At 56.2% G+C, this 15,005-nt stretch carries 11 protein-coding genes; 5 read left to right on the top strand and 6 right to left on the bottom strand.

Annotated elements, in window-relative coordinates; translation table 11 throughout:
- Positions 1–74 precede the first annotated feature (74 nt).
- The 4 genes from FEZ21_RS22255 (at position 75) to FEZ21_RS22240 (ending at position 5,501) form a co-directional block, all read left to right on the top strand.
- The gene (locus tag FEZ21_RS22255; protein ID WP_160628421.1) at positions 75–2,906 is read left to right on the top strand and encodes an ATP-binding protein; all 2,832 of its coding nucleotides are present in this window, start codon (positions 75–77) and stop codon (positions 2,904–2,906) included.
- On the top strand, positions 2,857–4,053 hold the full coding sequence (locus FEZ21_RS22250) for an EAL domain-containing protein (RefSeq protein WP_003439754.1): 1,197 nt from the start codon (positions 2,857–2,859) through the stop codon (positions 4,051–4,053). The genes FEZ21_RS22255 and FEZ21_RS22250 overlap by 50 nt, the downstream gene beginning before the upstream one ends.
- Before the next feature lie 51 nt (positions 4,054–4,104).
- Complete coding sequence (locus FEZ21_RS22245; protein ID WP_010657330.1) at positions 4,105–4,755, top strand: response regulator; 651 nt, start codon at positions 4,105–4,107, stop codon at positions 4,753–4,755.
- A 101-nt stretch (positions 4,756–4,856) separates the two neighbouring features.
- Positions 4,857–5,501, top strand: a complete 645-nt coding sequence (locus FEZ21_RS22240; RefSeq protein WP_003439756.1) for a response regulator — start codon at positions 4,857–4,859, stop codon at positions 5,499–5,501.
- A gap of 10 nt (positions 5,502–5,511) precedes the next feature.
- Here the strand turns inward: FEZ21_RS22240 and FEZ21_RS22235 are convergent, their stop codons facing one another.
- From FEZ21_RS22235 to FEZ21_RS22210, 6 genes are all read right to left on the bottom strand, one after another.
- Positions 5,512–6,036 (bottom strand): fimbrial protein, encoded by a 525-nt coding sequence (locus FEZ21_RS22235; RefSeq protein WP_003439758.1) that lies wholly within the window; start codon positions 6,034–6,036, stop codon positions 5,512–5,514.
- 1 nt (position 6,037) lies between these two features.
- Positions 6,038–6,526 carry a fimbrial protein gene (locus FEZ21_RS22230; protein ID WP_003439760.1) on the bottom strand — a complete coding sequence of 163 codons (489 nt, stop codon included), beginning with the start codon at positions 6,524–6,526 and terminating at the stop codon, positions 6,038–6,040.
- A gap of 19 nt (positions 6,527–6,545) precedes the next feature.
- Positions 6,546–7,487 carry a fimbrial protein gene (locus FEZ21_RS22225; RefSeq protein ID WP_003439761.1) on the bottom strand — a complete coding sequence of 314 codons (942 nt, stop codon included), beginning with the start codon at positions 7,485–7,487 and terminating at the stop codon, positions 6,546–6,548.
- Positions 7,480–10,110, bottom strand: coding sequence for a fimbria/pilus outer membrane usher protein (locus FEZ21_RS22220; protein WP_010657329.1), 2,631 nt, complete (start codon positions 10,108–10,110; stop codon positions 7,480–7,482). The genes FEZ21_RS22225 and FEZ21_RS22220 overlap by 8 nt, the downstream gene beginning before the upstream one ends.
- A gap of 35 nt (positions 10,111–10,145) precedes the next feature.
- The gene (locus FEZ21_RS22215) at positions 10,146–10,844 is read right to left on the bottom strand and encodes a molecular chaperone (protein WP_003439763.1); all 699 of its coding nucleotides are present in this window, start codon (positions 10,842–10,844) and stop codon (positions 10,146–10,148) included.
- 73 nt (positions 10,845–10,917) lie between these two features.
- Positions 10,918–11,475, bottom strand: a complete 558-nt coding sequence (locus FEZ21_RS22210; protein WP_010657328.1) for a fimbrial protein — start codon at positions 11,473–11,475, stop codon at positions 10,918–10,920.
- Positions 11,476–11,728: 253 nt separating this feature from the next.
- Here FEZ21_RS22210 and FEZ21_RS22205 point away from each other — a divergent pair, with 253 nt between their 5' ends.
- The gene (locus FEZ21_RS22205) at positions 11,729–14,977 is read left to right on the top strand and encodes a hybrid sensor histidine kinase/response regulator (RefSeq protein ID WP_160628419.1); all 3,249 of its coding nucleotides are present in this window, start codon (positions 11,729–11,731) and stop codon (positions 14,975–14,977) included.
- Positions 14,978–15,005: the final 28 nt, after the last annotated feature.

The following is a 15,005-nucleotide window of genomic DNA, read 5'->3' as shown; positions in this document are numbered from 1 at the left end:
CAGCTGCTACGGGGGGGAGTGCTTTCAGGAATTGTCTGATTATTTTTATCATGCCCCGGCCTCAGGCTAGGGGCATGAAATCCACTCCCCAAGCCGCCCGAAAACTTCTCCATCTTTTTGCCTGCGGCCTGTTAGTTGCGGTTTTCGCGAGCTCGTTCGTTTACCTGCGGGCAGTCTTCAACGAAGAAGTGTCCCAGCGCCGCAGCGTCATGAACGAGGCAGTGTTCAACGCTCAGGATTTTTTCGTCAGCCGCCAGACCTTGCTCAAAAGTCTGGTCCTGGCAACGGTGCCGGACACCGCACTGTCTCAAACGCCTGACAGTGTCGATCCTCTGGAAGAGATAAAAATCAGTCTGGGCAGTGAAGCGGGCCATTGGAGCCTGTGGCTGACCCGACGCATGATGGACTATCTGTACGAGAGCAAAGTCAATCTGCTGTACGTCCCGCCAGCCGATCAACCCCAGGTGGTACGTCTGTTTGACGCATCCCCCGGTCTGGACCCCCTCTTGCCCCGGGTGGTCCTGCAACGTCTGGCCGAGGAGGGCGACAGGGCGTATTCCTTTGATGATGACCTCTGGCTGACCGACAACAAGGTCCTGGACTCCCCGTTCTATTTATTCGCACGCCTTGATAGCCGCAACCTGTCTTCCGGTTGGTTGGGCATTGAAGTTGAGGTCCCGGACCTGATCGAGGCTTTACGCAGTGATAGCGCTGGCGATTTCATGTTGCTGGACGGTCAGGGGCAGATCATTTTCACCAATGCCGCGCAGTCCACCCTGGTGGATTCATTACACGCCCTGGAAGCCAGAAACTCGTTTGGCTTTATTGGTTCAGGGTGGTTGCCCGACAGCCTGGCGATCCGCAAAAAACTGGGTTATTCAGGCTGGCAAATCGTCTATGCCGTGGACATTAAATCGTTGCTGCCAGTATTGGGCTGGCCTTTGGCGGTTTGTGTGCTGCTGTTCATTGCCGTCTGTATCGGGCTGCGCTTTTTGATCGTGCGCATCGACCGGCGCCTGATTACTCCGGGTGAAAACCGTATCCAGGCGCTGGTTGAAAGTGAGGCCTTCAGTCGAGCTGCCTTGCAGGTCGCGCCGGTCGCCTTGTGCGTCATTCGCCGCACGGACGGCACGGTGGTGCTGGAAAACTCGCTTTCGCAACAGTGGCTGGGCCTTAGCAGTGAGCGTGGCAAGTTGTGCCATGGCTGGATTCATCGCGCTTTCGACGAGTCCGACCTGAGCAACAGCGATGAAGTCGAGATGGAAGATGGTCGTCTTCTTTACCTCGCGTTTGCACCGACCCGTTACAAGAGTGAAGACGTGCTGATTTGTGCGTTCAGCGACATAAGTGCGCGCAAACAGATAGAAGTGACGCTGGAGCGTGCCCGGCAGCTGGCGGATCGGGCCAATGAGGCCAAAACCTTGTTTCTGGCCACCATGAGCCATGAAATCCGTACGCCTTTGTATGGTGTTTTAGGCACCCTTGAATTGTTGGCGCGCACCGATCTCAACGATCAGCAAAACAACTATTTAAAAGCCATCGAACGCTCTTCCGGCAATCTGTTGCAGCTGATTTGCGACGTACTGGATGTGTCGCGCATTGAGGCGGGCCAACTACAGCTTGAGCTCAACACCTTCAGCCCGATGGAATTGATAGAGGAGGTGATTCAGGGATACAGCGGTGCTGCTCAGGCCAAGGGCCTGCAGCTGTTTGCCCTGATTGATTCGACGGTGCCCGAGTGGCTCAGCGGGGATGTCACCCGTATCCGCCAGATCCTCAACAACCTGCTCAACAACGCCCTGAAATTCACCGACTACGGAAAAGTCGTGCTGCGCCTGAAAATGGACAGCCGCGATGATGAGCGGGTCATGTTGCACTGGCAGGTTTCGGATACCGGTAAAGGGATCGCCCATGAAGAACAGGCCCACTTGTTCGAGCCCTTTTATCAAGTGGAGTCTGCCAAGCACGTGGTCGCGGGTACGGGGCTTGGGCTTTCTATCTGCAAGCGTCTCATGCACTTGATGAACGGCACCATGCGGTTGGTCAGCGAGCCGGGCCTGGGCAGCAGCTTTACCCTGCATTTGCCCTTGGTACAGGTCAAGGCCCCTTCGCGCCTGAGCCCCTTGGGCGAATTGTCTTCCAGTGTTGTGTATGTGATTTCGCCCCTGCGCGAGCTGGCTGAATGTTATTGCGCCTGGTTACGACGCTGGGGCGCACGGGCTCATCTGGGAGCCCCGAAGCAGGGCGATGCCTGTGACGATGGGGTGTTGCTGGAACTGCACCCGGGCTGTGCCCGGCAATTGCTGGAGCCCGACTGGACGGGGCCGCTGGTGGTGGCCGCCAGTCACAGTTCGCAGCCACTCTCGACTGCCAATCCTTGCTGGCACGCCGACCTCAACAGCTTGCAGGACGTATACCGCGCCCTGTGCGAGGCGCAGGGCATGCGCACAGACAGTCATTTAAAAACGGGAGCCGCCAGGGCAGAGCTCAATCTCGGATTACGAATCCTGGTTGCGGAAGACAACGTCATCAATCAGCTGATTTTGCGTGACCAGCTCCAGGAGCTGGGCTGCACAGTGACATTGGCCAGTGATGGTCTGGAGGCGCTCGAGCTCTGGCAGCACGGGACATTCGATCTGATTTTGACCGACGTCAACATGCCAAGAATGAACGGTTATGAGCTGGCCACCCGGTTACGGGCCATGAATATTACTGAGCCAATCATCGGAGCAACGGCCAAGGCCATGCCCGACGACTCCGAGCGTTGCCTGAACGCCGGGATGAATCACTGCCTGATCAAGCCTTTCACGTTGCACACCCTATACAACTGTCTTCAGCACTTTAAAGGAGGATCCAGTGAAGCCCTATCGTGTACTGGTCGTCGAGGATCATCCCTTTCAGCATGAGTATTTACTGAATGTATTCAGCGAAGTGGGGGGCTTTGCAGTTGACACCGTTTGGGACGGCGCGGGTGCCCTGCAATGCCTGGCCCGTAATGACTATGACCTGCTGCTCAGCGATTTGCTGATGCCGGGCATGGATGGCGTGCAATTGATCCAGAGGATTGCGGCCCTGAAAAAAACGCCGGCGCTGGCGCTGATGAGTGCCTCGTCGCGGCGAATGTTGATCAGTGCGGGCCTGGCGGCGAAAAACCTGGGTATTACAGTGGTCGGCCTGATTTCCAAACCGGTGGAAATCAATGCCGTCATGCGTTTGAAAGAGCGTATGGCGATCTTCCGGCTCAACGGCGCCATGGACCCTGCGCAGGGTATACAGGTCGATCCGCAAAGTATCGAAACGGCCATGGGCAACGGCCAGATCCAGGCGTGGTTCCAGCCCAAGAAGTCTCTGCGCGACGGCAATATTCTCAGCGCTGAAGCGCTGGTCCGTTGGGCTCACCCCGAAGTCGGGCTGTTATTGCCCAAGGACTTTCTTGCGCTCTTGATCAACCAGGGGCTGGAGGAGCGACTGCTGTGGCTGATGCTCGAGCAAACATTGCAGGCACAAAGAAAGTGGCGCGAGCAGGGCTGGGATATCCCGGTTTCCATCAATTTGCCTACTCACTTGCTGGACAACCACGATCTGGCCGACCGCTTGCGCGATTATGTGATGGCCGATGGCGGCGAGCCGCGCAGCATCGTGTTTGAGCTGATGGAAAGCTCAACCACAGAAGAGCTCAGTAACTACTATGCTGGCGCCTGTCGCTTGCGCATGATGGGTTTTGGCCTGGCCCAGGATGACTTCGGCAAGGGTTTCAGTTCCTATTTCAACCTGGTCTCAACCCCCTTCAGCGAACTCAAGATCGACCGTTCGCTGGTGCATGGCTGTGTTGAAAATGAAAATCTGGCCTCGGCCCTGCGCAGTCTCGTGGAGCTGAGCCGAAAGCTGGGCCTGACGGTGGTTGCTGAAGGGGTCGAGACACAGGCAGAACTTGCATTCTTGCGTAGCATTGAGTGTGATCAGGCCCAGGGATTCCTGATCTGCGGCGCCGTCTCATGCACAGATTTCGAAACCCTGTTGCTCGAAGACAGCTCCTGGCCAACCTGCAACTAGCCCCTGCAGGGCATTCCCGCTTTAGTTGCGTCATCAATATGGAGTCAGGCAATGCGCGAGTTAAAGGTTGTGATTGCCGACGATCACCCGGTGGTCCTGGTGGGGCTTCGGGAAGTGATTCAACGGGACAAGTGTTTCAATCTTGTCGGCGAAGCCCTGAATTCGTCGCAACTGGTAGAGCAGCTGGTAGTGCATCAACCTGCCTTGTTGATTACCGACTTCAACATGCCCGGTGATGAGACCTTTGGTGATGGACTGCAGCTGATCGAGTACCTGATTGAACATTTTCCGGGGGTGAAAATCCTGGTGCTGACCATGGAGAGTAATCCGCTGATTATTTCTCGCTTGCTGGAAATGGGCGTGGCGGGAGTGATTGCAAAAAATCATATCTATCAAGAAATAGGTAAAGCGCTGAATGCTCTGGCCAAGGGGCGGCCCTATGCCGGGGCAGCGGCTCCGGCCACGTCGGTAATCACCAACCTCAAGGTCATTGATGAGCGTTTCTCCACACTGTCACCCCGCGAAGTTGAAGTGTTGCAGCTGTTTGTGGCCGGCAACAGCGTGGGGGACATCGCCCGTCAGTTAAATCGAAGTGTCAAAACAGTCAGCACACATAAAGTGTCTGCGATGCATAAGCTGGAAGTGCTGAATGACCATGCTTTACTCACTTACTGCATAAAGGCTGACCCGTGGAACCTGTAGTCGTTGCCCGGGCACGGGGCTGCGAATGGCACGAAAGAACCCGACAGATCACAGTCCCATAGGGGCATGCGACTACACAGAAAGTTGGAGTTAGGTAAGCCATGGCGCAAATGAAAGTCTTGTTGGCCGATGATCACCCGATTGTGTTGATGGGGGTGCGTGAAATCATCGAGCGCGACCCGCGTTTCAAAGTGGTGGGCGAGGCGCTGAGTCCGTCCGGATTAATCGAAAAGATTTCGCTACTGCGTCCTGACGTGATTATCACGGACTACAACATGCCGGGTGATGAACATTACGGCGATGGCTCGCGTCTGGTGGAATACCTGCGCCGGCACTTTCCCGAGCCGCGGATCATAGTGCTGACAGTGATTTCCAATCCGCAGGTTTTGACCTGGTTGTATGACTTGGGCATCAGCGGGGTCATATCCAAGAGCTCGGGGCTGGAGCAGATTCTGGTCGCACTGGATGCGTTCTATCGGGAGGGGCATTACCAGCAAGACATGCCTGAGGGTACGTCGAGTGAGGAGCTGGATGATGTTGCGCAAAGGCTCAGTCAATTAACCGTCAAGGAATTCGAGGTCCTGCGACTGTTTGCTTCTGGCATGGCGGTCGGGGAAGTTGCGCAGAGCCTGAACCGCAGTATTAAAACGATCAGCACCCTGAAGATTTCGGCAATGCGCAAGCTTGATGTCGACAATGATCAGGCGTTGCTGATCCTGTGCCTCAAAGCCAATCTGTTCACCTGACCGAGCGGGTTTACTGGTAGATCATTTCCATCAACAGCGTTGAACTGTAGCTGCCGACTGCGGGCATTTGATTGCCGATCCTGACTGGCCGCACCGAGAGCTTGAGCTTTAACAGTGTGTCTTCAACTGCGAAGGCATGCTGTTCACCCAGGGTCAAATCCACCGTGTTGACGCTGCTGCTGACATCACTCAGGCGGGTTTTCAACCCCACTCGGTCAAGGGTGGTGCGCAGCGTGTTGCTGTCAAACGAACCATTGCCCGCGCTAAAGCGCAGCAGCACCTGGCTGCCTTTGAGGCATTGAAAGTTCAAGTCCACATCAGTCCATTCAGAACTGTCTGCGCTCAGCACGCTCAGGCTCGCCTTGGGGATATCGACACTCTGCGACGTCGGGAAACTGGCCGTGCAGGGCGGTTTTATCAGGGTGCCGGTAATATCGAGCCGGCTGGCCTCCTCATCGCCATACGCTGTGCCGCAGCACAGCGTTACGCTCGCCAGCAGTGCTGCAATCAGGCTGCCTCTGGCCTGTATGAACATCTCACAGGTACTCGAGGGTAATGACCGACGAACCGGTGAAACTACCCTCGGTCTGTGCGGCGATCGCAATCAGCTTGGCGGTCAAACCAAGGTTTACGGTGCCGCTTTGATTGGTCAGGTTGCGTTTGGTGCCGGTGACATTGGCCACGGAGTTGTCACTTTTCCACGACAACATATACACAAGGTTGGTCTTGCTGGTAGTCGCATAAGTGGTGGAGCCTGAATAGACGCCCGAAGCCTTGATGCTGACGTTCAGTGCCGAGTTGGCCGGGCAGTTCAGAGTGACCGGAATATCCACGCTGCTGGCGCTGCTTATCTGGTCGGTGCGAATGCTGCCAAAGTTGGCAGTCAAGGTTTTGCTGCTGGTCAGGGAGCAGGGCGCTTTGGTCAGGGTGCCACTGACGTTGATGGTGACGGTGTCGTCTGCATACGAAGAGGTGCACGCCAGACCAGTGAGAAGGGCTGCAGCCATTGATAAGCGCAAGTTCATGATCGGTTCCTGTGGTCATTCAGAGATAGTTGATGTTGAGGGTGTATTGGCTGGTGAAACTTCCAGTGGGTGAAACACTGGTATTCAGGCGCGGCCGGAAACCCAGGCGAATGGTATTGGCGCCTGTAGTCAGGTTGAGCGTACGCGGACTGTTGAAGGTCACGGCAGAGTTGTTATCGGCCCAGGTGGCGGCCATCGACAGGCCGGCCAGGGTGGTCGCCGAAACCCCGGGGCTGCCACTCACAGCGCTTTGCGTGGGCACCAGCGTGGCGGTTGCCTGGGTGCCGCGGGTGCAGTTCAGCGTGACATTTGCCAGTTGCTGCGAAGTCGCGAAGTCATTTGAATTCAAAGTACCAAACGGCAAGTTCAGCGCACTGTTTGAACTCATGGTGCAGGCTGGATTGATAATCCTGAATTTAAGGGTCAGGGTTTGAATCTTGTCGACATAACCTTCATAGCCTTTGATTGAGGTACTCGTCAGGTTAAAGGTAATCGAGTAGTTACCAGGGTTCTTTACACCGTAGGGCATGTAATACAGCACGCTATAGGGAACGATGGTGCCGACGGGCAACCTCTGGCAGACATTGCCGTTGGGGGACATGCAAGTGGTTGATGCGACGCCCCAAGGCTGTTCGGGTACTACTCCTCCAGCATCCGACCACGCATAGATGGGCCAACCGGTGTCTATTGTGCCGGTCCAGACCTGGGTGTGTTGCAACGATGAGCCATAAGGGAAATTGCGCGTCACTCGGCAACTGCCGGTCATTCTTGTTTCGAAATACTGCCCCGGGGCCAGGTCGCCCAGATTCACCACACCTGTGGTGCCTGTCGGGGTACAGGCCAGGTTGTTTTCAATCAGTGCAAAGGCCTGTTGGCAACCAAGGCCCAACAGCAAGCCAAGCAGCAGCAAGCAGCGTTTAATCCGGCGCGAGCCGGGCAGCAGGTTTGTTGAGTTATGCATCGGGAGTACCTTGAGTGTCTGCATGGGCGGCCGACGGGGTATCGCAACTGATCTGCAGTTGGCCGATGCCCGTGTCTGACAGCGTGTAATTGTTCAGGTCCAGATCTGTGGCGCACCACTGCCGGCCGCTGACATTGATCACCAGTCGCGACTTTTCGGGTACGCCAGTCAGAAATACCCGACCCTTGTCTGCCACCATGGCGTTGCTCAATAAGGTGCCGTCCAGTCCATAAACCTGAGCCTCGGCAGCAAAGGGTGCCGGCTTGCCATCTTTGGCGCTGAGGCTGATCAACAGGCGGCGACCATTGCGGGTCTCGAAGTTGGCCAGTACAAAAGCGCCACGATTGGGGGTCACTTCCTGCACCAGTTGCTCGACGTCGGTGTTGTCCGATAACGAGTCGGTATCGAGCGCTACCTTGTTTTTGCGGTAGGGCTGGGCAGAAGAAATAATCGTGTAACCGCTGCTGTTGGTTTTGACCCCGCTTTTGGTCAGCACACCGACGTCCCCGGCACCGGGCGTGGCCACGATGATGTTGGTCTCGCCCAAAGGCTGGGTGAACATCAGGGTGTCACCGGTGGCGACGATCGCACCCTCCACGCCATAGTCCGTCTGGCGGGTGTTCTGGTCCTTGTTGTAAGACCCGTGCCAGATGGCATTGGCCGCGTTGTAACGGGCGGCAACCGAACCGCCGAGCAAGCGCTCGTCGTCACTGACTTGCTGATTGATGCCCAGGTTGTAAGACAGGGTGTCGTTGGGGAAATACGAGCCGCTGAAGGTGGCGTTGCGGCTGGCATTGCCGCCCGAATCCTGACTGTTGCTCAGGCCCAGACGGCTGCTGCTGCCCGGATCGCCCAAGGGAATGCTCACGCTCAACGATACGCTGCGAATGTCATCACCGACGCCGCTGTTCTGCGCCAGGCCCAAGTTGTAGGACGCGCGCCCGACACTGAAGCTGTAGCCCAGTTGCACCGAGGTATTGCTCTTGGCCAGGTTCCAGTAATCGGTTTTGGTCAGGTTGGCGTACATGCCGCCATAGGAGCCGAATTGCTGCGATACGTTGGCGGTAAAGCTGCTTTTCATATGGCCGCTCAAGTACGGGGTATACATCGCACTTTCGGTCAGCGTCTCGTCCACATAGGGTTCGAGGGAGTTGTTGGCGCGCGCATTGATCGCCTCGTTAAAGCTGTAATAACCGCTGGTGGAGTAGCGGTAGCCAATCAGGCTGAAGCTGGTGTCGGTCAGATCGATGGACTTGGAATAACGAAAACGAAAAGACTGCCCCGACAGGGTCTTGGAGTCCGGGCCCATGTCGTCGCTGATGGCATGGGTCACGTCCAGCGAAATGGCGCCGAAACCCGAAAAGTCGTGGGCAAAGCCTGCCAGCACGGAGTGGTACTGTTCACTGACGATGGTGCCACCGAACAGGGTGGTACCGTCAGTCAGCCCCCGGCGGTAGGTGCCTTGTACAAAGCCCGGCTTTTGTGGGTTCAATGCACCGTCTGCAGGGCGATACTGGCCGGCGGTCACGGCGTAGCTTTGTTGACCTTCGCGCAACATGTAGGGCACGGACGAGAACGACTGGACATACACCTGTCGCTCGCCATTGGGGCCTTCAACCGTGACTTCGATATCACCGTTGCCCGAGGTCGAGTACAGATCCTTGAGCGCAAACGGGCCGGACGGCACCCACTGCTCGCTGATCACATAGCCGCGCTGGCGCAACGTCACCAGCGAGCGGCCATTGGCCACGCCACGAACTACAGGCGCGAAGTTGCGCGAGTCATCCGGCAGCATGTCCAGGTCAGAAGCAATGCCCACACCGCGGTAGGAAATCGTGTCAAACAGATCGCTGTCGGTTGAGCTTTCACCGACAGTGGCAATCGCCATCAGGTTGCCCAGGTCCCGCTGCACATAGGTGTCCACGGACTTCCAGTTGCCATCGACGTTGGTACTCTTCTGCCAGGTCGAGAAGTTGCGAAAGCGCCAGGCCCCGCTATTGAAACCGCTGTGCACACTGCCGAACTGGGACTGACGATTGCCGTACTGGCTCTCGTAGTGGCTGCCTGAAAAGTTATAGTTGGCAAAAGCGACTTGCTCGCCATCGCTCCAGCTTTTACGGCGGGTGGCGAATGGAATGCTGCCGATATAAGCCTGGGGCACTTGCAGGTCAAGCTGCTGTTTATTGAAGTCGTAGTCATAGGTGATACCGGTCAGGTCGCCCTGGAAGTACACACAGTTGTCAGCACTGATCTCAGTGTTTTTCAGGCGCTCGGGGTCAACGCCAAAATCAGTCAGGGCCTGAAGGCTGAAGCAGGGAAACAAGCCTGAAGGGGTCGATGTCTGGCTCGGCGTTTCGCGGACAAACTGCAAGTCGCGCTGTTCGAGATAACGATTGCTCAGTGACAGGTCGACACGATAAATACCCGGAAGTTGGCTTTGGCTCATGGCTTTTACTTGCTCGGCTACTTCGGCCGAACTGTTGCCGCCACCAATTTCCAGAAAGGAAGAATCGAAGCTGTAGTCTGCGCGAACGGCAGTCGTTGTGAGACTGATCGCACTGAGGGACAGAAGGCCCCAGTAGTTTATTCGGCGCGCGAAGGCGCACATGCGCAATCGCAGCATGAGAGAGTTCTTCCAGTCGGCGTGTAGTTCAGTATTCAGCGAGCAATAACAGGTGTTGTCTTGACCGTACTGCCGTATTCGTTGATGTAGCTGAATTCGAGGGTGTCGCTGTTTTTAAACGGTATTTTTGTAGTAATGGAACTACCGGGTTTTATGACTTCGGGCAGGCCTGTGCTGGCGTTGTTGTTAATCAGCAGTTCACTGACGACCACGTTATAGCCCGACGGGTTATGCACACTTAAGTGGCCGCCATCCGCTCGCCATTGAAGCCCTTCAACGGCTTGTACCAACGTGCCTTTCAAGTCGGCAGGGCGGTAGAACAGTTTGATTGTGGTCTTGAGTGCAATTTGCAGCACGTTTTGATTGCGTTGTTCTTCACTCAGGGCCGGGATGGCTTTTACGTTGAGAAAAAACAGGCTTTCTTTATCGGTGGGCAAGTTTTGCGCGTTGGTCGCAATTACCCGCAAGATATTCTGGCTATTGGCATCCAGGCGAAACAATGGCGGGGTGATGATGAATTCATCTGCGCTCTCATCCGGTTTGTCGAATGTGCTGACCCAGGATTGCACCAGATACGGTACGCCGTCGTCACCGGAGTTTGAGAGTGAAAGATTGGCTTCCTTGTCTTTGCTTTGATAAATAACCCGCGTAGAGCCGACATTGACGCCTGCTTGAATCTGGGGCAGCCAAAAGACCGCTGCCAGTGTCAACAAGGCTGCAATTTTTAAACGCATGAAGGGTGTCCTCTGTTTAACCTAACGACCGAGCTCGCGATTGAACGCGAGCTCTTTCGTTTAAAAACATGAATTACTTGTAAGTAACGTCGAAGCTGGCCAGGGCGTTAACTTTACCGGTGCCGATACCGCTCACTTCTTCAGTGTCTGCCGCCAGACGTACATAGGAAGCGGTGAAATCGAAGGTGTTGCCTTGAGGGCGCAGTACGTAATCAGAGCTGGCGGTGTTCAGTGCCAGTTTGGAGCCGGTGCGTGCATCGTTGATCTGAATGCCGACGCCAGTGATCTGGTTTTCACCGGTCATGCCCAGTACGGTTGCATCAGTAACGGCTTGTTGGCCGCTGAACTTGATGGAGGCGTTTTTCAGGGTTGGGCCGCTGCAGTTCTCCAGAGAGATGGAGAACGGAGTGGCGCCGGCTGTAGAGCCAACAGTGCTGGCGAAGTCAGCGATACGCACCTGGCCCATATCAACGGATTTCTTCACGCTTTCGCTGTTGATGGTGCATGGGTTGTCGTTGATGACGCCGGTGAATTCAACCTGGCCGTCAGCCGCTTGAGCAGTCGCCGCTGCCATGACGATCAGCATCGAAGAACCACAAAGTGCCGTGTATTTGCCTATTTTTTGAAACATGGGAGACGTCCTTTACAAACAGATGAAGTGTGATATTCATTTTAAGTGTCAGCCTGACAGCGGCGTGCCGCAGCAGGTGTTGCACAGGATGCAGCTGAACGTGGAATAGCCCCATCAGACGATTCCTGTTCGTCGTTTCAAGCGTGGTCCAGGGCGGGCAAAGCGCTGTTTTTTGTAGCTCTCAAAGTGCGTAGATACCTTGGCAGCTAGTGGGCTTGCCAGGCTCCATCCAGCTGAATGACGGCGCTGAATAATGAAGCAAGCAAAGGTACGTCTCGGTGCACTGGCATTGAGTTCATTGCGACTGAACAAGCTGTTGCTCCTGCTGACCGGACTTGCCCTGTTGCTGGTGGGCATGAGTTATTGGGCCGTTAACCGTTTGTTGATGGAGGAACGCGAAAAGACCGAATTCCACTTCGCACGGTTGATTGAAAGTATTCATGAACACGAAGACTTTTTACGCATTGGCGCTGAAAGTTATGACCACGCCAGTGGCAACTTTTCGATGGACAACAAGCCGCGCTCGCACATTGAGTTGATGCGTCAGGACAATGAAGTTTTATTTCAAAACCGGGACACGGCCAAGTCCCTGCCGTTTACCGTCAGTCAGCGCGACACGTTCAGCCTGGATGAAATGCAGGGGGTTTATTCGTTTGGCGTACAGTTGACCGATCTGTTCACGGCTTACTGGTCCGATTCTTATTATTCGGCACCGCAAGTGTTTGTCTTTTCACCCACCGCCCAGTTTTCCATTGCCGTCCCCGGTATTGATGGCACCCGCCAGTACCCGCTGTTGTTCAAGGATAATTTCTTTGCAGTGACCAAGCGTTTGTACGACGCGTTTTTGCCCCGGCGTCAGGCGCTCAACAGTGATCAAGTGTTGTGGATGAAAGCTCCGCTCGAGCTCATTCAGAAGCGCAAATACATAGTGGGCGCTATCAAGGTCAATCTTCCCCAGCGCTTTATGCAGGCGGCTAACGAGGGGAGTTCGGTGATTCTCAGCGCCTTGCTTGATGTCAGCGATGTGAGTGACCTTGAACGCTTGTTGATGCGCCCCACCAACAGTCGCCTGACCCTGATCTCCCCTGCTGGCGACGTGTTGTTGGGTGATGCTCGGAATGTCGAAGAGCTGGCGCCCGGGCTGAGTTTTACCCGTGACGGTCTGCGCTTCAAATTGACCTCAGGCGGGGCCGACCCCTGGATCGGCCTGTACGCCATCACGTATCAGAACTTCTTTGGCTATGCGAAATGGCCCTTGATGGGCGCGGCGGGCCTGTTTGGGTTGTTCGTCCTGATTGGCTGGCGCGTCAACCGCTGGTATCGGGTGCGGATCATCGAGCCTGCTCAGCGCTCCAGCCAGTCCCTGGCTGAAAGTGAAGAGTTCAATCGGGTCATGCTCGATAACGCGCCCGTTGGCCTGTGTGTGGTAGAGCGTGCAACCGGCGTCATATTGCTGGAGAACCAGCGCGCGCAGCAGTGGCAGGGCACGCCGGAACTGATTGCCTTGTTGAAGCGTGATTACGCCGAACGCGAGCCGGGTGAGGTCCAGCTTGAAGTGGCCGGGCGTTATCTGCAGGCCTGTTTTGCATTCGCCCGCTACAAGGGCAGGGATGTGGTGCTGTGCGGTTTCAATGACATCACCCGGCATGTGGATGACGCCAATCTGATGGAGCAGGCAAGGCTCGCGGCCGATGAGGCCAGCAAGGCCAAGACCCTGTTTCTGGCCACCATGAGCCATGAAATCCGCACCCCTCTGTACGGGGTGCTGGGCAATCTGGAGCTACTGGAGCTCACGCCTCTGAATGAGCGCCAGCACGAGTACCTGAAAACCATTCAACGTTCATCCGCCGTTCTGTTTCAGTTGATCAGCGATGTACTGGATGTATCCAAGATCGAGTCGGGGCAAATGGCGGTACAAGCCCAAGCCTTTTGCCCACTGGATTTACTTGAAGATTGCGTGCGCAGTTACTCGGCGGCAGCGAGCAATAAAGGCTTGAAGCTGTTCGCCTGTGCGGACGCAAACTTGCCGCCACTGGTATGCGGGGATGCAGTTCGTATCCGGCAAATCATTAATAACTTGCTGAGTAACGCGATCAAGTTCACCGATTCAGGCCGGGTTGTTCTCAGGCTCAAAGTGACCGCCATTGAACCGGACCATGTGTCGCTGCAGTGGCAGGTTTCTGATACCGGTATCGGTATAAGCGAGCAGCAACTGACCCGCCTGTTCAAGCCTTTTTCCCAGGTCGGTGGCAGCGAGCGGGCAGGCGGGGCAGGGCTGGGTTTGTCCATCTGCTCGCGGTTGAGTGAAATGATGGGCGCCAACTTGCGGGTGGTCAGTGAGCCGGGACTTGGCAGCAGCTTCTCATTACAGATGTCCTTGCCCGTCATTGCCGGCGCGCTGGTCAACAGTGCAGACATTGATCTGCGCAATGTGAATATCCATGTCCGCGCGCCGCTCAAGGATATCGGCCAGAGCCTGGTTGACTGGTTGTGTGCCTGGGGCGCGCGGGCGCAGTTGTTGCCGGTCTCGGAAGCTGAAGACCGGGATGCGATCCTGCTGGATATCGTCACGGGTTCCACGCAATCGCAACAAGCTGCGGGTGAGCGCGTCATTGCGACTGCGTCGGGCCGCAGCCAGGCGCAAAGGACGGCTCGGGGATGGGAGGTCAATGCGTATGACATCCGGGCGATTGCCAGAACCTTGATGCAGGTGGCGCAGGGAACTGCACCGCAGTTGAGCGCCACTGTGCCGCAGCCGCAGGCAAGTCTGGAGTTGAATGTGTTGGTGGCCGAGGACAATCCGGTCAACCGCGAAATCCTCAAGGAGCAGCTTGAAGCCCTGGGTGTTCGAGTGACATTGGCAGAGGATGGCGAGCAAGCCTTGGTGCGCTGGAGCGAAGGCTCGTTCGATCTGGTGATCACCGATGTGAACATGCCCAGGCTCGACGGTTATCAGTTGACCCAGCGCTTGCGTGAGCTTGATCCGGCTGTACCGATTATCGGTGTGACCGCCAATGCCATGCGTGAGGAGGGTGAACACTGTCTGGAAGTCGGGATGAATGCATGGCTGGTTAAACCCTTGAGCCTGAGCACCTTGCGCCAGACCCTGTGCGCTTATTGCCCGCAGACAACGCAGGCCCCTGCGCCCGTGCTGGAATCCGCCGCCAGGGCTGAACCCGCAGACGACCTTGAAGGCTGGATTACGCTTTCGCCGGCCATGCATCGCCTGTTTATCAGCACCCTGCAGGAGGACCTGACCCAGGCCGGGCTGGCGCTGCAGCAAGGCGATAGCGCGACACTGGTCAGTTATGTGCATCGAATCAATGGTTCATTTGCCACGGTCTGCGCGGTCAATCTGGCGGCAGCATGCAATGAGTGTGAAATCGCCTTGCTGCGTGAGTCCTTGAACCCTGAGTCAGCAGTGGCGATCAAGGCATTGCTTAACCGCCTGCACGGCGTGGTGGCGAGGATGGTTGAAGGGGAGCTGTACCCTGAAGGTTAGCGATGCAGGCTGAGAGCGGGTTCGGCCC

Source organism: Pseudomonas sp. 9.1(2019) (assembly GCF_009910445.1).
Taxonomy (GTDB): domain Bacteria; phylum Pseudomonadota; class Gammaproteobacteria; order Pseudomonadales; family Pseudomonadaceae; genus Aquipseudomonas; species Aquipseudomonas paraversuta.
Note: the sequence above shows the minus strand (reverse complement) of the source record. Positions and strands in the feature narration are given on the sequence as shown.

Excerpts from the sequence above, each read along its gene's own strand:
- FEZ21_RS22255 (WP_160628421.1), top strand. The coding sequence starts at position 75 with ATGAAATCCACTCCCCAAGCCGCCCGAAAACTTCTCCATCTTTTTGCC.
- FEZ21_RS22245 (WP_010657330.1), top strand. The coding sequence starts at position 4,105 with ATGCGCGAGTTAAAGGTTGTGATTGCCGACGATCACCCGGTGGTCCTG.
- FEZ21_RS22240 (WP_003439756.1), top strand. The coding sequence starts at position 4,857 with ATGGCGCAAATGAAAGTCTTGTTGGCCGATGATCACCCGATTGTGTTG.
- FEZ21_RS22235 (WP_003439758.1), bottom strand. The coding sequence starts at position 6,036 with ATGTTCATACAGGCCAGAGGCAGCCTGATTGCAGCACTGCTGGCGAGC.
- FEZ21_RS22230 (WP_003439760.1), bottom strand. The coding sequence starts at position 6,526 with ATGAACTTGCGCTTATCAATGGCTGCAGCCCTTCTCACTGGTCTGGCG.
- FEZ21_RS22225 (WP_003439761.1), bottom strand. The coding sequence starts at position 7,487 with ATGCATAACTCAACAAACCTGCTGCCCGGCTCGCGCCGGATTAAACGC.
- FEZ21_RS22220 (WP_010657329.1), bottom strand. The coding sequence starts at position 10,110 with ATGCTGCGATTGCGCATGTGCGCCTTCGCGCGCCGAATAAACTACTGG.
- FEZ21_RS22215 (WP_003439763.1), bottom strand. The coding sequence starts at position 10,844 with ATGCGTTTAAAAATTGCAGCCTTGTTGACACTGGCAGCGGTCTTTTGG.
- FEZ21_RS22210 (WP_010657328.1), bottom strand. The coding sequence starts at position 11,475 with ATGTTTCAAAAAATAGGCAAATACACGGCACTTTGTGGTTCTTCGATG.
- FEZ21_RS22205 (WP_160628419.1), top strand. The coding sequence starts at position 11,729 with ATGAAGCAAGCAAAGGTACGTCTCGGTGCACTGGCATTGAGTTCATTG.